At 45.3% G+C, this 21,164-nt stretch carries 15 protein-coding genes and 1 riboswitch; of the genes, 14 read left to right on the forward strand and 1 reads right to left on the reverse strand.

Annotated elements, in window-relative coordinates; genetic code table 11:
- Window positions 1–427: 427 nt before the first annotated feature.
- From P3T48_RS01065 to P3T48_RS01095, 7 genes are all read left to right on the forward strand, one after another.
- Window positions 428–1,282 (forward strand): OmpA family protein, encoded by an 855-nt coding sequence (locus tag P3T48_RS01065; protein ID WP_276505288.1) that lies wholly within the window; start codon window positions 428–430, stop codon window positions 1,280–1,282.
- Between the two features lie 155 nt (window positions 1,283–1,437).
- A riboswitch (TPP riboswitch) is annotated at window positions 1,438–1,535 on the forward strand.
- A gap of 62 nt (window positions 1,536–1,597) precedes the next feature.
- Entirely contained in the window at window positions 1,598–2,413 is an 816-nt protein-coding gene (gene thiD, locus P3T48_RS01070) for a bifunctional hydroxymethylpyrimidine kinase/phosphomethylpyrimidine kinase (RefSeq protein WP_276505289.1), read from the forward strand.
- 82 nt (window positions 2,414–2,495) lie between these two features.
- Window positions 2,496–3,119 (forward strand): thiamine phosphate synthase, encoded by a 624-nt coding sequence (locus P3T48_RS01075; protein ID WP_022251640.1) that lies wholly within the window; start codon window positions 2,496–2,498, stop codon window positions 3,117–3,119.
- Window positions 3,120–3,142: 23 nt separating this feature from the next.
- Complete coding sequence (thiC, locus tag P3T48_RS01080; protein ID WP_276505290.1) at window positions 3,143–4,732, forward strand: phosphomethylpyrimidine synthase ThiC; 1,590 nt, start codon at window positions 3,143–3,145, stop codon at window positions 4,730–4,732.
- A 78-nt stretch (window positions 4,733–4,810) separates the two neighbouring features.
- Entirely contained in the window at window positions 4,811–5,584 is a 774-nt protein-coding gene (locus P3T48_RS01085) for a sulfide-dependent adenosine diphosphate thiazole synthase (RefSeq protein ID WP_022251642.1), read from the forward strand.
- Window positions 5,585–5,596: 12 nt separating this feature from the next.
- On the forward strand, window positions 5,597–6,184 hold the full coding sequence (locus P3T48_RS01090; protein ID WP_276505291.1) for a thiamine phosphate synthase: 588 nt from the start codon (window positions 5,597–5,599) through the stop codon (window positions 6,182–6,184).
- 221 nt (window positions 6,185–6,405) lie between these two features.
- Window positions 6,406–7,617 carry an NADP-dependent isocitrate dehydrogenase gene (locus tag P3T48_RS01095; RefSeq protein ID WP_022251644.1) on the forward strand — a complete coding sequence of 404 codons (1,212 nt, stop codon included), beginning with the start codon at window positions 6,406–6,408 and terminating at the stop codon, window positions 7,615–7,617.
- 182 nt (window positions 7,618–7,799) lie between these two features.
- On the opposite strand, the gene P3T48_RS01100 is transcribed toward P3T48_RS01095, so the two are convergent.
- On the reverse strand, window positions 7,800–8,042 hold the full coding sequence (locus tag P3T48_RS01100) for a helix-turn-helix domain-containing protein (protein ID WP_022251645.1): 243 nt from the start codon (window positions 8,040–8,042) through the stop codon (window positions 7,800–7,802).
- A 1,092-nt stretch (window positions 8,043–9,134) separates the two neighbouring features.
- On the opposite strand from P3T48_RS01100, the gene phoB reads away from it, so the two are divergent.
- The 7 genes from phoB (at window position 9,135) to P3T48_RS01135 (ending at window position 21,148) form a co-directional block, all read left to right on the forward strand.
- Window positions 9,135–9,830, forward strand: a complete 696-nt coding sequence (gene phoB, locus P3T48_RS01105) for a two-component system response regulator PhoB (RefSeq protein WP_217757944.1) — start codon at window positions 9,135–9,137, stop codon at window positions 9,828–9,830.
- Window positions 9,831–9,847: 17 nt separating this feature from the next.
- Entirely contained in the window at window positions 9,848–11,314 is a 1,467-nt protein-coding gene (locus P3T48_RS01110) for a sensor histidine kinase (protein ID WP_276505292.1), read from the forward strand.
- A 95-nt stretch (window positions 11,315–11,409) separates the two neighbouring features.
- Window positions 11,410–13,539 (forward strand): Tex family protein, encoded by a 2,130-nt coding sequence (locus tag P3T48_RS01115; protein WP_276505293.1) that lies wholly within the window; start codon window positions 11,410–11,412, stop codon window positions 13,537–13,539.
- Between the two features lie 147 nt (window positions 13,540–13,686).
- Window positions 13,687–16,458 carry a TonB-dependent receptor gene (locus P3T48_RS01120; protein ID WP_276505294.1) on the forward strand — a complete coding sequence of 924 codons (2,772 nt, stop codon included), beginning with the start codon at window positions 13,687–13,689 and terminating at the stop codon, window positions 16,456–16,458.
- 19 nt (window positions 16,459–16,477) lie between these two features.
- On the forward strand, window positions 16,478–17,797 hold the full coding sequence (locus P3T48_RS01125) for a DUF4876 domain-containing protein (protein ID WP_158463069.1): 1,320 nt from the start codon (window positions 16,478–16,480) through the stop codon (window positions 17,795–17,797).
- A gap of 36 nt (window positions 17,798–17,833) precedes the next feature.
- Window positions 17,834–19,333, forward strand: coding sequence for a DUF6850 family outer membrane beta-barrel protein (locus P3T48_RS01130; RefSeq protein ID WP_276505295.1), 1,500 nt, complete (start codon window positions 17,834–17,836; stop codon window positions 19,331–19,333).
- Window positions 19,334–19,384: 51 nt separating this feature from the next.
- Entirely contained in the window at window positions 19,385–21,148 is a 1,764-nt protein-coding gene (locus P3T48_RS01135; RefSeq protein WP_276505296.1) for a hypothetical protein, read from the forward strand.
- Window positions 21,149–21,164 lie beyond the last annotated feature (16 nt).

The following is a 21,164-nucleotide window of genomic DNA, read 5'->3' on the forward strand; positions in this document are numbered from 1 at the left end:
ACTTTCGCATTTCTTCTGCCCCGTTTTTGATGTACAGCGCTCTTTTTCTGCAGGATGTAGTCAGTCTTCATAGACGGCCAGGCCGGAGTCTCTATGATGGCCGATATCGGTCATCTATTATGACTGGCATCGGTCATCTATTACGACCAGCCCTTGCCGTCTATTATGACCGGGATGAGTCTTCTATGAAGCCTTCTGTCGATAGAAAAAGTGAATGAAGAAAGGACCATAATTCGTGTTAAATCGTTAAAAATGAGAAGAAAAGGCTCAAAGGTGGTTAAAATTCCATAAATGGATTTGACAAAAGGCTTTTATTCCAGTCTTATTCATAACTTTGCACAATGAAAGAAGCATGTATTTAATGTTTAGGAAGACCCTTTACAAAAACTTAATTTTATCATCTAAGCAAAAAATAAACGAGAAGAATATGAAACAGACAAAGACTTTAGCGATTATCGCAATGGCAGGCGCTCTGCTTGCAACAAGCTGCGCCAGCAAAAAAGAGTTACAGAATTGTCAGACCGAGAATAAGGAACTGACCGGTAATTATCAGGCAGCCAAGGAGCAACTCGCTGCATCACAGGCTCGCGTTACTACTCTCGAGGATCAGCTCGCACAGATGAAGAAGGACTATTCTTCTATGCAGACAGCTCTCGACAAGAGTTTGAACAACGCCAACCAGAACAATATCAGCATCGAGAAGCTCGTTGACCAGATTAACGAGTCTAACCAGTACATCCGTCACTTGGTAGAGGTGAAGAGCAAGAGCGACTCACTCAACATGGTGCTTACCAACAACCTGACCCGCTCATTGAGCAAGGAAGAGTTGAAGGAAGTAGACGTACAGGTACTCAAGGGTGTGGTTTACATCTCTTTGGCCGACAATATGCTCTATCAGAGTGGAAGCTATGAGGTAAACAGCCGCGCACAGGAGACTCTGAGCAAGATTGCCAAGATCATCATGGACTATAAGGACTACGATGTATTGGTAGAGGGTAATACCGATAATGTACCTGTAAGCACCACAAGTCCTAAGATGAAGAACATCCGCAATAACTGGGACCTCTCAGCTCTGCGTGCTTCATCTGTAGTACAGTATCTGCAGGAGCACTTCGGCGTATCTCCTAAGCGCCTCACAGCAGGTGGCCGTGGTGAGTACAACCCTGTGACAACCAACGATACTGAGGTGGGCAAGATGCGCAACCGTCGCACTCAGATCATCATCACTCCTAAGCTCGACCAGTTCATGGATCTCATCGACAAGGCTCCAGAGGAGAAGTAAACTGAAGAATTAAGATATATCTTTTTAAGGCGTGCCGTAGGTTTTTACTTGCGATGCGCCTTTTTCTTTTCTTGAATAAATCTTAAATTATCCGTGAATAGTTGGCTCGTTGCCGATTATTGCTTATCTTTGTAAGCGAAAATAATAAATCAACAACAAGAAATAAGGGGTGCTGCACGGTTGTGCTGCTGAGATTATACCCATAGAACCTGACGCAGATAATGCTGCCGCAGGGATATTTCTATTCCGTATTATCTTTTATTGGTAAGGTACGTGTGTGTGCGCCTCTTCTTCTAAAGAAAAATGTAGATTGAAATGAGGTATATTTGTGCATTGACCATTGCCGGTTCCGACAGTTGTGGAGGAGCAGGCGTACAGGCTGATATCAAGACCATGTCGGCATTGGGCGTTTATGCGGCATCGGCCATTACTGCTGTTACTGTACAGAATACGCAGGGCGTTCAGGCCATTCAAGCCATAGAACCCGAAATTTTGGCAGGTCAGATCAAGGCTGTGATGGACGACATACAGCCCAATACTGTCAAAATAGGAATGGTGAACGATAAGGCCACTATCCAGACCATTGCCGATACGCTGAAACTTTATCCTGGAACTACACTTGTTGTCGACCCCGTTATGGTGTCGACCAGCGGTTCTATGCTCATGCAGCAAGATGCTCTCGATGTCTTCTGTCGGCAACTCTTGCCGATGGCCAACTTGCTGACACCCAATATTCCCGAGGCTTCCGTACTTTCTCATACCTCAATACAGACGGCAGACGACATGGATCAGGCGGCCCTGCGCATCCTGTCGTTAGGCTGTGAGGCTGTTCTGATAAAAGGCGGGCACTTGGAAGGCGACAGGAAAATAGACAAACTCTATCTTGCCGATGGCAGAACCGAAGTCTACGAGCATGCCACGATAGAAACCCGCAATACTCATGGCACAGGTTGCACACTCTCTTCCGCTATTGCCTCGTTCTTGGCCCGTGGCTTGGACATGTGTCAGGCCATAGCTCAAGCCAAGGATTATCTGTCGCAAGCCATAGAGGCAGGCAAGGAAGTGGAGATAGGAAAAGGACACGGTCCTGTCGACCATTTCTTCAACCCCGAGAAATTGAAGATTCGGTAAAGAAAAAGCCAATTTATATTTTCTTCGCAACTAAGCGAAAACCCTCATAAGATACGAAAACAAACAAAAACAAACAAAGAATATGATACAGTTTATAACCCATTCCAATGAGCGTTACGACCATGTAGAAGGCGCCAAGCTGGCTTTGCAGGGCGGATGTCGTTGGATTCAGTTGCGCATGAAGGACGCTATGGAAATAGATTTCCTTCGGGCGGCAAAGAAGATAAGAAGATTATGCGATGAATATCATGCCACATTCATTCTCGACGACCATGTGGAGTGGGTGGGGCTTACTGGTGCCGACGGAGTGCATCTTGGCAAGAACGACATGCCTGTAGATGAGGCTCGAAAGATGTTGGGACGAAACAAAATCATCGGAGGCACTGCCAATACCTTCGAAGATGTGGAGCGGCTTTCTCGTCAGGGAGCCGACTACATAGGTTGTGGTCCTTTCCGGTTTACCACTACCAAGAAGAACCTGTCGCCAGTGCTGGGTCTGGAGGGTTATCGGGACATCACGGCACAGATGAAGGCTCATGACATTCAGCTCCCCATCGTCGCCATTGGAGGAATTCTGCACCAGGATATTCCTGCCATCATGCAGACTGGCGTGACAGGAATAGCGGTAAGCGGAGCTATCCTGAATGCGGAGAATCCTGTAGAAGAGATGAGACTCTTTATCTCGGCTACGGACAATGACATGTGATTACAAACTAATACAACTTATAAATGAAGACAAAAATCAAGTTTGACTATCCTTCCTCAGAGAAGGTTTATCTCAAGGGAAAACTCTACCCCGACATCAGAGTGGGCATGCGTAAGGTGCGCCTTACTCCAACGGTTACTTTCGAGGGCGATGTGCGCCACGAGGAACCCAATACCCCTGTCTATATCTATGATACGAGTGGTTGCTATAGCGACCCCAATGTGGAAATAGACCTGAACAAAGGCTTGCCCCGTTTGCGTCAGTCATGGATAGAGAACCGCAAGGAGGGTGAGACTCAGATGTATTTCGCCAAGAAAGGTATCATCACAGAGGAGATGGAATACGTGGCTATCCGCGAGAATATGAACTGCGAGGAGCTGGGCATCAAGACTCACATCACTCCAGAGTTTGTGTGCAAGGAGATTGCCGAGGGAAGAGCCGTTATTCCTGCCAACAAGAAACACCCTGAGTCGGAACCTATGATTATAGGAACCAACTTCCTGGTTAAGATCAATACCAATATAGGCAACTCTGCCACAACTTCCGGAATCGAGGAAGAGGTGGAGAAAGCCGTGTGGAGTTGCAAGTGGGGTGGCGACACGCTGATGGATCTTTCTACGGGCAATGATATTCATGAGACCCGAGAGTGGATATTGCGCAACTGTCCTGTGCCAGTAGGTACGGTGCCTATGTATCAGGCTTTCGAGAAAGTGGACGGCAAGGCAGAAGACCTGACATGGGAAGTGTTCCGCGACACCCTTATCGAACAGTGTGAGCAGGGAGTGGACTATTTCACCATCCACTGCGGCATCCGTCTGAAGAATATCCACTTGGCGGATACTCGTCTTACAGGTATCGTGAGCCGGGGCGGAAGCATCATCTCGAAATGGTGTAAGGTGCATCAGAAGGAAAGTTTCCTCTACGAGCACTTTGATGATATCTGTGATATCTGTGCCAAGTACGATGTTGCCATCTCGTTGGGCGATGGCTTGCGTCCTGGTTCAACCTACGATGCCAATGATGCAGCCCAGTTTGCCGAACTCGACACGATGGGCGAGTTGGTGGAGCGTGCCTGGGCAAAGAATGTACAGGCGTTTATCGAGGGGCCGGGTCATGTGCCTATGCACAAGATCAAGGAGAACATGGAGCGACAGATAGAGAAATGTCACGGAGCACCTTTCTATACATTGGGCCCTCTTGTAACCGATATAGCTCCCGCCTATGACCACATCACCTCTGCCATAGGTGCTTCGATGATAGGCTGGTATGGTACAGCCATGCTCTGCTATGTTACTCCGAAGGAGCACCTTGCCTTACCAGAGAAGGAAGACGTTCGCACAGGTGTGGTAACCTACAAGATAGCTGCCCATGCTGCCGATTTGGCTAAGGGACATCCAGGAGCCTCTGTACGTGACAACGCGCTGAGCAAGGCCCGTTATGACTTCAGATGGAAAGACCAGTTCAACCTCTCGCTCGACCCAGAGCGTGCGCTGGAGTTCTACAAGACGAGCAACAGCGTAGATGCCAATTACTGCACCATGTGCGGTCCCAACTTCTGTGCTGCCCGCATCAGTCATTCATTGAAGAGCTGCGAGGAACGTAAAGGAGAATAAACGCACACTCTGTAATGCAACAGAGAGCAATGAGAATTTAGAATCAACTTATTTCAAAAAATAAAAAACTAAAAAAAAATGATTGAAACACAAGTATCCAAAGGTATTATCAGTACCTATTTTGACAAACTTCAGCGTAATCTCGATCTCGATGTAGCCATTGTTGGCGGAGGTCCTTCTGGTATTGTTGCTGCTTATTATCTGGCTAAGGCAGGATTGAAGGTAGCTCAGTTTGACCGCAAACTCTCTCCTGGTGGCGGCATGTGGGGCGGTGCCATGATGTTCAACCAGATTGTCATTCAGGAAGAGGCTATGCACATCGTAAAGGACTTCGATATCAACTACGAGACTTTCGAGGATGGTCTTTACACTATCGACTCTGTGGAGAGTACCTCTTCGCTGCTTTATCATGCAGTACATGCTGGTGCAACTATTTTCAACTGCTACTCGGTAGAGGACGTCATCTTCAAGAATGATGTGGTAAGTGGTGTGGTTGTCAACTGGACTCCAGTGCTTCGTGAAGGCTTGCACGTAGATCCTCTCAACATCATGTCGAAGTATGTTATCGACGGAACGGGTCACGACAGCGAGATGTGCAAGGTTGTTGCCCGCAAGAACGGAATCAAGTTGGATACTGCTACGGGTGGTGTTATCGGTGAGCGTTCACTGGATGTGATAGAAGGCGAGCGCATGGTAGTAGAGGGAACCCGTGAGGTTTATCCAGGTCTTTATGTATGCGGTATGGCCTCTTCTGCTGTTGCCGGCACTCCACGCATGGGACCTATCTTCGGTGGTATGTTGCTTTCTGGTAAGAAGGTGGCTGATGCTATCATCGCTAAGTTGAAGAAGTAATTTCTGTTCTGGATGAAATGGATCGTGATAACCTCTCCTGACTTCCTGTCGGGAGAGGCTCTTTTTATTGACAGACTTTTCTGTCATGGTCTGGATGTGCTTCATCTGCGTAAGCCGGGGGCTTCGTATGAGGACTGCCGGCATTTGCTGAGCGAGGTTCCTTGCCGTTGGCACAACAGGATTGTGGTGCATGAACATTTCTCTTTGGCCGCAGAGTACTCTCTTCTTGGCATTCATCTCAACCGTCGTTGCCCCGATGTCCCAGAGGGTTTTCGTGGGCATGTGTCTTGTTCCTGTCATTGCCTCGACGAGGTTGTGGCAGCAAAGCCACATTGCGATTATGTCTTTCTGAGTCCCATCTTCGACAGTATCTCCAAGCAGGGATATTCGGCTTCCTTTACCGACAACGACTTGCAGCAGGCTCATGTTGCCGGTACAATCGACCATAAGGTTGTGGCGTTGGGAGGCATTACTTCTTCGCATATTCCGCAAATCAAAGCCTGGGGCTTTGGCGGTGCCGCCTTCTTGGGTGATGTGTGGAGCAGAATGAATGATGCCGGAGTAGATGAATATCTCGACACTTTGCGCTTGCTCCTCTGATGGTTTTCAGACGATGCCGTCAACCAGCGACTTTGTATTGCCAACCTTCGCCTCTTGTACAGACTTATTCAGTGATAGAAAGTTCAAAGAAGTATTCTTCAAAATAACCGGATACGCAACAAAAACGTGGCATTGTGAAAGAAAAACACGAAAATATGTTTCTCTTTAAAATATTATTCGTAATTTTGCAAGCAAATTATCAAAAAAACAAGAGAAAGCTTATGGAAAAGATTCAAATGACAACTCCCTTGGTGGAGATGGACGGTGACGAGATGACTCGCATCCTGTGGAAGATGATTAAGGATGAACTGATATTGCCTTTCGTCGACCTCAAGACTGAGTATTATGACTTGGGCTTGCCCTATCGTGATCAGACCAACGATCAGGTGACCATCGACTCTGCTGAGGCTGCCAAGAAATATGGTGTGGCAGTAAAGTGTGCCACGATTACTCCTAATGCCCAGCGTATGGATGAATACAAGCTGCACAAAATGTGGAAAAGTCCTAACGGAACCATCCGAAGCATCATGGACGGAACTGTATTTCGTGCACCTATCACCATTCCAAGCATCCACCCATGTGTGAAGAACTGGGAGAAGCCTATCACCATTGCCCGTCATGCTTATGGTGATGTCTACAAGAGTGTAGAGATTCGTGCCGATGAGCCAGGAGTGGCTAAACTCGTGTTCGAGGGCAAGAGTGGAAAGAAGCAAGAGGTGGAAATCCACAACTTTGATGGTGCTGGTGTTATTCAGGGCATGCACAACACGGACAAGAGTATCCGCAGCTTCGCACATAGCTGTTTCAAGTTTGCTATCGACACCAAGCAGGATCTTTGGTTTGCCACCAAGGACACCATCTCCAAGACCTATGACGCACAGTTCCGTAAGATTTTCGAGGAGGTGTACGAGAGTGACTATAAAGAGAAGTTTGCCGAGTTGGGCATAGAGTATTTCTATACTCTGATAGACGATGCTGTGGCTCGTGTTATCCGCAGTAAGGGAGGCTTTATCTGGGCTTGTAAGAACTATGATGGCGACGTGATGAGCGATATGCTCAGCACAGCTTTCGGTTCGTTGGCTATGATGACTTCCGTTTTGGTTTCGCCCGATGGCAAGTACGAGTACGAGGCAGCTCATGGTACCGTGACACGCCACTACTATCGTTATCTGAAGGGTGAGGACACATCCACCAACCCAATGGCAACCATCTTCGCCTGGAGTGGAGCGCTGAGAAAGCGTGGTGAGCTGGATGGCAACAAAGCTCTTCAGCAATTTGGCGATCAACTTGAGGCAGCCTGCTTCGATACACTGAATGACGGAATAGCCACCAAGGACCTTGTCAACCTGATGGAAGGTGTAGAGGCCAAGGCAGTCAATTCTGCTGGCTTTATTGCTGCCATTCGTGAGCGCCTTGAGAAGCGCTTGGCATAATCATGATAGAATAAGAATATAAATAGTAGCTCCTAAAGAGGTAGTGCTTACATTGGCAAAGTAAGTACTACCTCTTTTTTTATAGGACAATAAAAAAGTGAGACTTGCCTCACGGCAAATCTCACTTTCGCTTTGTCCTTGCGGACTCTGCAAGTTATTCTAGGAAAATTATAACTGTCTATTTATCCCCTCTCTTGAGGATGTGTAAGTAATTCTGAGTATAGTTTGAAAAAATCAAAACTCAGGAGCTTGCTGATATGGAACAGCAGTCCTGTATCTATTGTGGCTCTTTCGTACACCTTATATATATTGGTACGATGGCAACCAAGTTGCTCTGCGAGCCAAACTGAAGTTTTGCCTTGTTTTTTGAGTTCCTGTTTTATTCGTTCGCCAATGACCAAGGCGTTAATACCATATTTTGCCATTTTCTGAAATAATTAAGTGTATATTGTATTATCGATTGCAAAATTAAGAATAAGGAATTAATCAAAGAAATTTTTTAGTAGCTAATTTAGCAACATTGTGCTAAAAAAAAATAAAATCTGGCGGTTTGTTCTTTTTTTTGCCACATTATTATACATTTAGTCTCCTTTTCTTCTTTTTCTTCTCTTTTTTATTTTTGCAGGGTCTGTTTTACTTTCTTATTGTTGGTCTTTGGTGTGCTCAGTAGGACAAGCAGTTAGAGTAAATGTTTTTTAGCCTATAAAAATCTATGTTCTAAACTATCGAACTTATGTTCTAAACTTTAGAACTTGTGTTCTAAACTATCGAACTTGTGTTCTAAACTTTGGAACATAGATTTAGCTAACTTAAAACACAATTTTCTGTAGTACTAAAAACAAATGGACAAAGAATTAAAAGCATCTGCAGGTGCATCCTTGCGCACTATTTATATACTCCACTTCTCTATTTGCGAAGGTTGAGGTACTTACAGCTCAATAGCGCCAGTAAAGGCTTATAGATGTTTTTGGAGGTACTTAGTAGTTGTATTAGGGGGTAAAAACATTAAATAAGTTAAAAAATACCCGTAAAACTCAATTTTTCCACCTAAAAAAGAGCTTTGTATTGCTTTTTTTTGTAATTTTGCAGTCAGATAATGGAATGGTTGCGAAACCATTGATAAGAATTTTGAGAATTCATATAGATGTAAGTTGTATTAGTAAAAGGTGGTTTTGAGTTTTTTTCGCTCGGCCTTTCTTTTGGGTTAGATTAGTAAAGAGTCAGAGTGAATCCGTAAAACCAGTACCACGTATTTTTTTATTTACTCTTACATGGGATGCATTTCGCTGGCGATGTGTGTTCTTTGCTATGTTATTCTCTTCTCGTTTTTTGAATAAAATTAAGTGTTTAGCAATAGGAAAGTGTTTTGAGAACTATATATATGGGGGAACTGGCCAGGGATGGTAGGTTCCCCCCTTTTGCTTTTTGGTAAAATGACACAGAATTGTAATCAAATGTAACGCATGTTACAAAATAAAAGTTGTAACTTTGCCCCCGTAATATTAAATGTTTCGATTATGGACGAAAAAGACAGCAGAATATTAGTAGTCGACGACGAGCAGGATCTCTGTGAAATCCTGAAGTTCAATCTTGAGACTGAAGGTTATCAGGTAGAGACCGCCAATTCGGCAGAAGAGGCTTTGGAGAAAGACATTGCGTCTTACAATCTCTTGCTCCTCGATGTGATGATGGGAGGAATGAGCGGTTTTCAGCTTGCCAAGCAACTGAAGAACAGTGAGGTGACGGCCCATATTCCTATTATCTTCCTTACAGCTCGTGATACGGAAAACGACACGGTGACAGGCTTCAACCTGGGTGCCGATGATTATATCTCCAAACCATTCTCTATCCGTGAGGTAATGGTTAGGGTGCGTGCCGTGTTGCGCCGTACAGCCAGCAGGTTGGAAGGAGCAGAGGAACCGGCAGTCATCAGTTATCAGGGCCTGTTGCTCAATCTCGACAAAAAGTCGGTGAGTGTGGACGGAGAGGACGTGCCATTCACCAAGACTGAGTTTGAGTTGCTTCGTCTGTTGTTGGAGGAGCGCGGAAGAGTCTTCTCGCGTCAGGAACTCATCGACCGCGTATGGCCCAAGGATGTGTTGGTTCTCGACCGTACGGTGGATGTCAACATCACACGTATGCGCAAGAAGATAGGCAAGTTTGCCAAGTGTATCGTTACCCGTTTGGGATTCGGTTATTATTTCGACGCATAATATAATAAGGTGGAGATATGTATGAATTTAAAGAAAAAAAGTCGAAGCTTGGGCGTCGGCTCTATTTCGTGGTGTTGGCTGTGTTCTTGGTGTTCGCAGTCAGCTTTATCATCTTTCAGCAGGCTCGCGAGAAGCAGTTCAAGATAAGCACGCTCACGTTGAAGTTGAGCAACTACAATGCCCTTTTAGAGGAAGATTTGTCGTTGGCTCACGACAAGGGAATCATTCTGAGCGACAGCAGCGGAAAGGCAGTAGATGTGGCACGCGACAAGCTGAATGTTTTTATAAGAGAACACGAGAGTAAGGACTTGCGTATTACTCTGATACGCCCTAATGGCAAGGTGGTGTACGACAATATGCGAAACGACTTCGATCATTTCTCCAATCACATTAACCGAAAGGAGATACAGGAAGCTTTGAGGACAGGATTGGGCTCGAGTGTTGAGCGACAGTCGAAAACCCTGAAGCATGATTACTTCTATGTGGCCACTTATTTTCCTGCCGATTCCATTATTATCCGAAGCGCTTTGCCTTATAACAACGATCTCTCCAAGTCGTTGAAGGCCGACCAGCATTACATCTGGTTTGCCATCTTTGCTATCATACTCCTTACCATTGTGCTTTATCGGTTTATGCATCGCTTGGGAAAGAATGTGGCCAAGTTGCGCATCTTCGCCTATAAAGCCGACCATAATGAGAGTCTTGAGATAGAAGACCTGGCGACTTTCCCCAATGATGAGCTGGGCGAGATTGCCGAGCGTATCATCAAGATGTACAAGAGAATACAGACCACGCGCAAGGAACAGGATATTCTGAAACGGCAGCTTACCCAGAACATTGCCCACGAGTTGAAGACACCAGTGGCAAGCATACAGGGCTATTTGGAGACTATTATCGACAATCCCCGTATCAGCGAAGAAATGAAGCAGCAGTTCTTGCAGCGCTGTTATGCCCAGAGTGAAAGACTCACTTCGCTCTTGCGTGATATTTCTACACTCAACCGTCTGGACGATGGTTCCGACATGATAGATTTCGAGGCGGTAGACATCACTCAGTTGGCCAGCGACATCATGAGAGAAACCGCCCTTGAGCGCGAGGAGCGCAAGATGAGTTTTCATAACCTGTTGCCCGAGCGCATCGTGGTGAAGGGAAACCGAAGTCTGCTTTACAGCATCTTCCGCAACCTTACCGATAATGCCATAGCCTATGCCGGTGAAGAAACAACCATCACCCTGGAAGGCAAAGAGGTTGGCAATAAGTGGCATTTCATTTTCCGAGACAACGGACAGGGAGTGCCTCAGGAGCATTTGGCTCGCATCTTTGAGCGTTTCTATCGTGTGGACAAGGGGCGCAGCCGTAAGATGGGAGGTACAGGGCTGGGACTTGCCATCGTGAAAAACTCGGTATTGCTGCATGGAGGAACCATTCGGGCAGCCAATCTGCCCGAAGGAGGATTGAAGTTCGAGTTTACCATCAAGAAGTAATGATAAGTAATGCTAAAAACAGAAAAAGTCGCAAGGAGATTTGTCTTTGCGACTTTTTTCTTGTATCTTTGCATTACAATAAATAAATGCAAGAAATGAATCCATTTTCAAAGATGATTGCGGCCGCTCTTGCTTTGAGCGAGAAGGCTGTCGAAAATACATTAGAGTTGCTTGAGGAAGGTTGTACTATTCCCTTCATCTCCCGCTACCGTAAGGAGAAAACCGGCAACATGGACGAGGTGAAGATAGAGGCGGTGGCTCAGGCCAACGAGAAATATAAGGAGATGGCGAAGCGCAAGGAAACCATCCTGAAGACCATCGGCGATCAAGGCAAACTTTCGGCAGAGTTGCAGCAGCGCATCGACAACTGTTGGGACGCCACAGAGCTGGAAGACATCTATCTGCCTTTTAAACCCAAGCGTCGTACTCGTGCACAGGTGGCTCGCGAACAGGGGCTTGAACCGTTGGCACAGCTCCTCCTGCTTCAGCGCGAACGTAATCCCGAGCAGGCTGCCCGCAAGTTCGTGGGTGACAAGGTGAGCGATGTAGAGGCTGCGCTCCAGGGAGCTAAGGACATTATAGCCGAGACGGTAAGCGAGAATGAGCAGAGCCGCAACCAGATACGAGGTGAGTTCCGTCGTGGCGCCATCATTACTTCCAAGGTGGTGGCAAAGAAGAAAGACGAGGAAGATGCCCAGCGCTTCTCCGATTATTTCGACTTCTCGGAACCATTGAAACGTTGTTCTTCCCATCGTTTGTTGGCCATGCGTCGTGGAGAGGCGGCAGGTTTCCTGCGTGTCAGCATATCTGCAGATGAAGAAACTTGCATCACCAAACTGAAACGTCATTATGTTCATGGCTTTGGCGAGTGCCAGGCTCTGGTAGGCGAGGCTGTCGATGATGCATTCAAGCGCTTGTTGAAACCCAGTATCGAGACTGAGTTTGCAGCTCAGAGCAAGCAGAAGGCCGATGAGGAGGCAATCGTTGTCTTTGCAGAGAACCTGCGCCAGTTGCTCTTGGCAGCACCTCTTGGACAGAAGCGTGTCATGGCTGTCGACCCAGGCTTTGCCAATGGATGCAAGACTGCATGTCTTGACGCCCAGGGCAATCTTGTGCATCATGAGATCGTCTATCCGCATCCTCCCCGCAGCAAGCGCATGGAGGCCACTGCTGCCATGAAGCGCATGGTGCGCCAGTATCAGGTTGAGGCCATGGCGGTAGGCAACGGAACGGCAAGCAGGGAAACCAGTGAGTGGCTGAACGAGATAGATTTTGAGCATCCGGTAGATGTCTATGTGGTAAGTGAGGATGGAGCCTCTATCTATTCTGCCTCTAAGATTGCCCGCGAGGAGTTTCCTGATGAGGATGTGACGGTGCGTGGAGCGGTTTCTATCGGCAGAAGACTGATGGACCCTTTGGCTGAGTTGGTGAAGATCGATCCCAAGAGTATCGGAGTGGGGCAGTATCAGCATGATGTGGACCAGAGTCAGTTGAAGAAGAGTCTCGACTCGGTAGTGATGAGTTGCGTGAACTCGGTGGGTGTCAATCTCAATACAGCCTCTCAGCATCTGCTCACCTATGTGAGTGGTCTTGGTCCCACATTGGCGAAGAATATTGTGGAGTATCGTCGTGAGAATGGTGCATTCTCCTCTCGAGCCCAATTGAAGAAAGTGCCGCGTTTAGGTCCTTCGGCTTATGAGCAGTGTGCCGGTTTCCTCCGCATCCCAGGAGCAAGAAATCCATTGGACAACAGCGCCGTTCACCCGGAGCGTTACTCTCTTGTAGAGACCATGGCCAAAGATCAGGGTGTGACGGTAAAGCAACTGGTGGAGGACAAAGCCTTGCAGAAAAAGATAGACATACGGAAGTATGTGAGTGGCGAAGTAGGCATGCCTACGCTTACTGATATCATGGCCGAGCTCGACAAACCCGGACTCGACCCACGAGGCGAGGTAGAGAAGTTTGAGTTTGATGCCTCCATCAAGACCATTGAGGACTTGCAAGTAGGCATGGTAGTACCGGGCATCGTGACCAACATCACTAAGTTTGGTGCCTTTGTTGATATAGGTGTCCACAATGACGGTTTGGTTCATGTCTCACAAATGGCCAACCGCTATGTGAGCGACCCTTCAGAAGTGGTAAAACTCCATGAGCACGTGATGGTCAGGGTGACAGAAGTCGACCTGAAGCGCAAACGTATCGCCCTGTCGATGAAGCAATTATAATGTAACGGGCTCTCTTCTGAGAGTCCGTTTTCTTTTTAGACATATTCTAAATTACCTACTTTTAGGTATTGTATGTTTTTCCTTTTCTTCATATCTTTGCAGCCGGAATTCTATATCATATAAAAAAGGTAAAAGCATCAAGGTAAGATGAGAAGGATGGTTAGTACCCTCTTGCTATTGCTTTTTGTGGTGATGGCTGAGGCTCAAAATTTGACAGGAAAGGTCATTGATAGTAAGACTCAAGAGGCAATCATAGGGGCGACAGTGACGTTGAAAGGCTCTAAAAAAATAGCGACAGTCACGGATATCAATGGTCAGTTTCGTTTGAACAATACGACAGAAGGAAGTATCATACGTATCAGTTATGTGGGATACAAGTCTTTGGATGTGCCATTTCATAATGGTGCCACTTATCGCTTGTGCCAGGATGTTGCTGCTCTTGGCGAGGTGGTGGTGACAGCTCGTGCCAGCAATGGTCCTGTGACCTCATCTGTAATAGGTAGAGATGCGATGACTCATCTCCAGCCGAACAGTATAGCCGATCTTATGGAACTCCTTCCTGGTGGCTATGCCAAAGATCCGAACATGGGAGAGGCAAACACGATAACCCTTCGTGAGACAGGTACGATGGGAGCTTATGGTTCTACTACCAAAAACAATAATTATTCGATTTCTTCTTTAGGAACTCAGTTTATGGTAGATGGTGTTCCTATCTCCACCGATGCCAACATGCAATATTCCCCATTGTCGGATACGCAGTCTTCAACTAGTTCTTCTACGTTAGAAAATAATCGCAACATAACCAATAGAGGTGTGGATATGCGTTCTATCTCAACCGATGACATCGAGAGCGTGGAGGTGGTACGTGGCATTCCTTCCGTGGAGTATGGTAATTTAACCAGTGGATTGGTGAAAATCAAGAAGATTCGTCGTGCTATCCCATTGACAGCCCGTTTCAAGGCTGATGGCTACAGTAAGCTCTTCTCTTTGGGCAAAGGTTTGGCTCTCAATAGTGCTGGCAACTCTATCTTGAATGTTGATTTAGGTTACATGGACTCTAAGATAGATCCTACCGACAACTTCGAGAACTATAAACGTGTAACAGGTTCATTGCGTTATACCTTGCGAGGTGAAAATGATAAGAAGTATCTTTGGCAATATAACTCCGCTTTTGATTACTCAGGTTCTTTTGATGACAGTAAGAGTGACCCTGATATCAACTATGGCAATGTGGAGGAATATAAGTCTTCTTTTAGTAGATTGGCATTGACTAATAGTTTCAACTTGAAGATGCCGAAGTCTTGGTTCAAGGAAGTGGATGTCAATACATTGGTAAGCCTTCAGCTCGACCGCTTGCACCAAACTCGTTTGGTGGCACCTCAGCGTTACGGCATCGTGCCTCTCTCCTGGACGGATGGTGAGAACGAGGCACAAGCTGTGTTTGCGGAATATACAGCCAACTATCTTTGTGACGGAAAGCCTTTTAATGCCTACGTCAAAGCCAAAGGTGTAATGGGATTCAAAACTACCCATACCGTCCATACCATCAAGATAGGTGCCAACTGGGATATAGCTAAGAACTTTGGACGTGGACAGGTGTATGATATGCACAGACCTTTGAGTGTAAGCGGTTGGAGTTCTCGTCCTCGTAAATATTCCGATATTCCTGCTTTGCAAAACTTTTCTTTCTTTGCAGAAGAATTAATGAAAGCGAATATAGGCATGAGTAAGATAGAACTGATGGCTGGTGTTCGCTTGAATACACTTTTGGGCTTGGATAGTAAGTATGATATGAGTGGTAAGTATTATGTCGACCCTCGTACCAATCTCGCTTGGCATTTCCCGAAGTTTGATGTGGGAGGTAAACCTATGTCTATTTCGTTGAATGGAGGATATGGTATCACTACCAAGATGCCTACGCTCAATTATCTCTATCCAGATAAGTATTATAGTAACTTTATCTGCATGGCTTATTATGATACGGAGAATCCTACGCAAGATAGTAAGTTTGTTGTGCATACATATGTGCAAGATCCTACTAATTATCAGATAAAGCCTGCACGAAATTATAAGTGGGAGATTCGTTTGGATGTGGATTGGAACGACAATCGCTTTTCCGTGGATTATTTCCGTGAGTCGATGACTTCGGGCTTCCGCTATTCTTCTATCTATGGTGTGTATGACTACCGTTCTTATGACGTGAGCCAAATGAAAGCCGGTGTGGATTATACCACACTTCCATACGAGAATCGTAGAGTGTTGGATGGGTATCAGCAGGTTTCTAATGGCAGTAAATTGGTGAAGCAGGGCATCGAGTTGGCTTTCACTTCCCAGCGTATTCATTGTCTCAAAACTCGTGTGAATGTGACAGGGGCTTGGTTTCATACCCAATATACCAATAGCCAACCGATGTTTGATGCCGTCAGTACGGTAGTCAATGGACAGACGGTTAGGGATAAGTATGTGGGGCTTTATGACTGGAACGATGGCCGAGAAAATGACCGCTTGAATACCAATGTCACTTTTGACACCCAGATACCAGAGTGGAAACTTATCTTCACCACTTCTGTGCAGTGTATGTGGATGATTCGTACCAAGCAGATGAAGAAGAATGGTATGCCAATAGCCTATATTTCTTCGGAGGATGGACAACTTCATGACTATACGGAAGAAAGCCTGAATGATCCTTATCTGTTACAGTTGGCAAGAACCTATAACGATGATCAATTTAAGGCTTTTACGGTACCGATGTCTATGGTTGTCAATCTGAAGGTGACTAAGGAAATAGGTAGGTATATGCGTCTTTCTTTCTTTGCTAATAAAATTTTGGATTATTTGCCAGATTATACAGCCAACGGAAGAGTGATTCGTAGAAATGCTTCGCCCTATTTTGGTGTTGAAGCAGGTTTTACTATATAATATAATAAGGTGTAAGAAGATGAAAGATTTTAGAAACGTAACAAAAACAATATGGTTATTGGTCTTTGGGGTGGTGAGTTTGTTCTTGTTGGCTTGTGAAGACCAAACGTCTGATATTCCACACACCAACTCGGAGTTTAGTATATCCATGCCGGAAGGAGTTGAAAACCTGAAGGTTGTGGACCAAACCTTGAAGATGACCAATTTATCTACGGGTAAGGTAACTGTTTTGGACGATTTGAAGAATGTCAGCCTACTGGAGGGACTTTACGACTGCGTCTATTCTGCCAATGTCATATATACAGCCAAGAACTCTGAGGGAGAGGAAACAGAAAGTAAAGGTATCTTGACAGGTAAGGCAGAGAATGTGGAGGTAACAGGGGAGACCAAGAATATTTCGATTGAGACCTATCTCTCTGCAGAGAACGATGACTTCATTTTTGAGGAAATCTTCTTCTCTGGCACCTTGCGATCTTCAGGCTTGCAGTATTATGGTGATAGCTATATTAAGATATACAATAATACCGACCATGTGCTCTATGCCGATGGCTTGGCTTTCTGCGAGTCTAAGTTCAAATCTACGCAATACTTTGAATATACTCCAGATATTCGTAAGGACACAATGACCATCTGGTCTTTGTATGTGGTTCCTGGTAGTGGACATGACCATCCTGTCTTGCCGGGTCATTCCATGATTCTGTGTGATACAGGCATCGATCACCGTACGGCAAATCCAAACTCATTCGACTTGAGTCATGCTGATTTTGAATGGTATGACGTCTCCATCCATCCTGATCACATGGACATAGATAGTCCTACGGTGCCTAATTTGGATAAATGGTATTGCTATACAGAGTCGTTTTATGTGCTTCACAACCGTGGCTTTACGTCGTTTGCCTTGGCTCGCATTCCAATCGACAAAGAGGAATACTTGAAGAAATATAGATATACCTATAAATATACGATGTATCTTCCAGCAGGTACTTTCCCTATGCAACAAGATGCTTACAAGATGCCGAATGCTTGGATTATTGATGGAGTCAACTGTAGTGTGGAGGCTAAGCGCTTGTGGAATATCTTACCGCCATCCATCGATGCAGGTTGGACACACGTGGGCAAGATTGACAAAGACAAAACTCGTTACTTCCGTAGCATTCGTCGCAAGATGCTCTATCTCAATGCAGATGGCACGATGCATTTGAAGGATACCAATAATTCTACGGAAGATTTCAACACAGAGTGTATTCCCTCGATCATCGAGATGCAGCATTCTGCCATTGATGCACAGGGCACGAAGGCAACGACTGAGACATACGATGGTATTCAATCTAAGAAATAAGCAAGAAGAATAAGTATGAAGAAAAAATATTATTTCATGGCAATGATAATATTGGCGACAAGTCATGTCGGAGCACAAGAGGCGAACTTGGTGGGCAAGGTCTTCGAGCATACCCTACTTCGAGATGGTATGAATGCTTCTGTCTTCTTGAATCCTGCCATGCAGTCGTTTCATTATCAGCATTCGTTGAATACGCTGAATGTGGGGTACGACTATCGTCATGCCACTACTCCTGAGAGATGGGAAGAGGGAGATGGGCATAGTAGAGTTTTTGCTGATGTGGATGCTTATTTGCATAAGGGAAAGGCTACACTTTGGGGAAATGCCTATTATGTGAACGGTAGTACTCGCAACGTTCGTTACAATGAAACCACGGATTTTGATTTACTCTATCCTTATTTGATGGCTGATACTGTGGGCGGAAAGACCCAGCAGGAGTTTTACCACTTCATGGGTGGTTTCTCCTATCCTTTGGACAAGAAGTGGACGATAGGTGCGGAAGGTGAATATACAGCCAGAATGGAATACCGTACTCGTGACCCTCGTCCCAAGAACCTTACAGGTGACTTGCGTGCGAAAGTGGGTATCTCGTATCTCTTGGGTGGCTTACACTCGATAGGCGCAGCTGTGACAGCTCGTAAGTACAAGCAAACCAATGAACTGAAACTCTACAATGAAGTGTCTGTGCCAACCATTTATCATCTCACAGGCTTGGGCAATGATTACTATCGTTTTCGTGGTGTCAATACATCCACTTACTATAAGGGCTATGGAGTAGGGGGTATGTTGACGTATTCGCAAAAAGATCAGAGGGGATGGTTTGCGCAAGCGGAGTATGAATATACCAACATCGACAAGATCATATCCACGCTCAACGAGCTTCCGATGGCAACTTTGGAGAGCGACCGTTTTCATGGTACGGTAGGTTACTTGATGAATGATGGACATCAGTATTATGGAGCCAACTTGGATGGCGAGATTTACCGCAAGTTTGGTACTGAGAATATTTTTGGAACAGCTCAAGACAACATTTATCCTCAAATAGCTTCTGCAGAATTTTATACTTCTGCACAGTCCAGGATTGGGATGGAGACTTTCTACCAAAACGTTCTTTCCGGCAAGTCTTCTTGTGGAGGTAAGTGGAAGTTGGCTTATATGGGCTATTCTGAGAAATATCAAGAACCTTATCGTCGATTAAGATATGCAGCAGTGGCAACCTCTTTGCTGTTGGACGGGAAGGTGAAAGTGGGCAAGTGCCTGTTGATGGCAAATGTGCATGGCGGTTATGAGTGGGCTATCAAGAAAAACAATGATGATAGTTTCTTGTCGGAGGACAACTCTGCGATGATGCAACCAATCGTTCATACAAATGAGTATTTAGCCCATGACCGTTGGAACGTGGGGGCGGATGTGGAAGTTCCTCTGTTGGTCGCTCGTCAGTTTTTGCCATTCATCAAGCTGTCATGGCAGTACGACCATTACCTCCAGACAGCTCATCAGAATGCCTTGGTTGTATCGGCAGGCATTCGCTTCTAAAAGAAATGATATAACATTAAAATAAGTTTATTAACTAAAAGTATCAATTTTATGAAGAAATTTACTCTTTTATTGATGGCAATGCTTGCAATGGTAGGCTTTGCTCGTGCAGATGAGGCACAAAGTGCTTTGACTTTCCAATGGGCACATTCTGTTGATGGTAAGACATCTGCTGGTGACAATGTTGTCGATATGTGCAAGTCTTCCGATGGCTTTTATTATGTAGCAACCAACTTTGGTTCTGTAGATAAAGACCTCAAGTTTTCTTGGAAATCTTATACAGTAAACTTTGATGGCGAACCATTGTTGGGAGTCGATGGACAAGCAATCGAAGGAAGTCCATATAATGACGGTTCAAGTTATAATCGCAATTTATTGCTTCAGAAGGTTGACCAACAAGGTAATGTAAGTTGGAACTTATATACCAAGAAGGGTGATGTGGATCAAGAAAGTGTATTGGCAGCTACCAAGGATGGTGGTCTTGTCATGGTTGTCAAGACAAGAGCGTGGGTGAAAGATGCAGGTCTTGACAATCTTTTGGAGATAGTAGATGGTACAGGTGCAACAACCACGATAAAAGACATGAATACATCGGACAGTGAGTACCGCTTTCTTGTAGTCCGTCTGACGGCAGAAGGAAAAATCGCTTGGGCTCGTTTGTTCAATGGCTTGGTAAACTATGCTGGTACAGGTAACTTTACCCAGAATACAAAAAACAATGCATCTGTTAAGGGACTTGCTTTGGACGATGAGGAGAATATTTATATCTCAGGAAACTATCGTACTCAGTTGAACTTCAAAAAGAGTGATGGCTCTGTAGTGACACTTACGGCTAAGAATGTGAGTGGATGGACTGGTGATTCTCAAAAATCAGTGGGAGATTTATATCTTGTGAAATTGGATAAGCAAGGTTACTATCTGAATCGTCTTACTTCGGATAGCCCCGCAGAAGCTGCTTACATGGATAAGATCGCTTATGCTAATGGCAAGATTTATGCTAATGGGCGTGTTGCCGGCAATGGATCTGAGTTCTTGCTCGGAGATAAGAAAATCGAAGCAACAACAGGGCATGAGACTCTCTATATCGCTTCGATTAATACTTCTGATTTATCGGTAAACTATGCTAATGTCGTTAAATGGTCTTCAAACACCTCAAAGTGGGGACTCCATAACAAAGGTCTTCAGTATATTGATGGTGCTTTGTATTCTACAGGCGGTGTGCAAGGTTCTTTTGACTTGTTGGCTAACCCTAAGGGAATGTACAAAGCTTATGTCATCAAGGTAAATCCAGAGACTGGTGAGGTGCAAAACGTTGTCGCTTCTCCAACAACTGGTATTAGTGAGTTTTTTGGTGTTGTTGTAGGTCAGTCTAGTATGTATGCTTTTGGCTATGATATGGCTCAGGGGGCCATCTTGGTGCCATACAACAAGTTAACGGCAGAAGCCGGTACTCCTTACATAGTTTGCAAGTATGGAATTGCTACATTGGGTTCTGCGCCTATCCTTGACGGTGACTATGTGGTAATGATGAATCGTGGTGGTCGTGCAAATTCAACTACAGCAGAAGCTACGTTCTACGGAACTAATACGAAGTTCTCTAACCTCGCCGCTTGGGGTGTTGCCTATTACAGTTATAAACTGAATGATGTGGCTACAGGTATCAATGCAGCCAAGTCAGATGCTGCAAATGGTAGTGTAAGCGTTTATACAACCGATGGCAAATTCTTGAAATCTGCTTCTTCTGTGGCTGAAGCAAAGAATGGATTGACTAAAGGTGTATATGTCGTAGGCAATAAGAAAGTGATTGTAGAATAACACATTTCTATATAAA

It is taken from the genome of Segatella intestinalis, assembly GCF_029348455.1.
GTDB lineage: Bacteria > Bacteroidota > Bacteroidia > Bacteroidales > Bacteroidaceae > Prevotella.

Excerpts from the sequence above, each read along its gene's own strand:
- P3T48_RS01065 (WP_276505288.1), top strand. The coding sequence starts at position 428 with ATGAAACAGACAAAGACTTTAGCGATTATCGCAATGGCAGGCGCTCTG.
- thiD (WP_276505289.1), top strand. The coding sequence starts at position 1,598 with ATGAGGTATATTTGTGCATTGACCATTGCCGGTTCCGACAGTTGTGGA.
- P3T48_RS01075 (WP_022251640.1), top strand. The coding sequence starts at position 2,496 with ATGATACAGTTTATAACCCATTCCAATGAGCGTTACGACCATGTAGAA.
- thiC (WP_276505290.1), top strand. The coding sequence starts at position 3,143 with ATGAAGACAAAAATCAAGTTTGACTATCCTTCCTCAGAGAAGGTTTAT.
- P3T48_RS01085 (WP_022251642.1), top strand. The coding sequence starts at position 4,811 with ATGATTGAAACACAAGTATCCAAAGGTATTATCAGTACCTATTTTGAC.
- P3T48_RS01090 (WP_276505291.1), top strand. The coding sequence starts at position 5,597 with ATGAAATGGATCGTGATAACCTCTCCTGACTTCCTGTCGGGAGAGGCT.
- P3T48_RS01095 (WP_022251644.1), top strand. The coding sequence starts at position 6,406 with ATGGAAAAGATTCAAATGACAACTCCCTTGGTGGAGATGGACGGTGAC.
- P3T48_RS01100 (WP_022251645.1), bottom strand. The coding sequence starts at position 8,042 with ATGGCAAAATATGGTATTAACGCCTTGGTCATTGGCGAACGAATAAAA.
- phoB (WP_217757944.1), top strand. The coding sequence starts at position 9,135 with ATGGACGAAAAAGACAGCAGAATATTAGTAGTCGACGACGAGCAGGAT.
- P3T48_RS01110 (WP_276505292.1), top strand. The coding sequence starts at position 9,848 with ATGTATGAATTTAAAGAAAAAAAGTCGAAGCTTGGGCGTCGGCTCTAT.
- P3T48_RS01115 (WP_276505293.1), top strand. The coding sequence starts at position 11,410 with ATGAATCCATTTTCAAAGATGATTGCGGCCGCTCTTGCTTTGAGCGAG.
- P3T48_RS01120 (WP_276505294.1), top strand. The coding sequence starts at position 13,687 with ATGAGAAGGATGGTTAGTACCCTCTTGCTATTGCTTTTTGTGGTGATG.
- P3T48_RS01125 (WP_158463069.1), top strand. The coding sequence starts at position 16,478 with ATGAAAGATTTTAGAAACGTAACAAAAACAATATGGTTATTGGTCTTT.
- P3T48_RS01130 (WP_276505295.1), top strand. The coding sequence starts at position 17,834 with ATGGCAATGATAATATTGGCGACAAGTCATGTCGGAGCACAAGAGGCG.
- P3T48_RS01135 (WP_276505296.1), top strand. The coding sequence starts at position 19,385 with ATGAAGAAATTTACTCTTTTATTGATGGCAATGCTTGCAATGGTAGGC.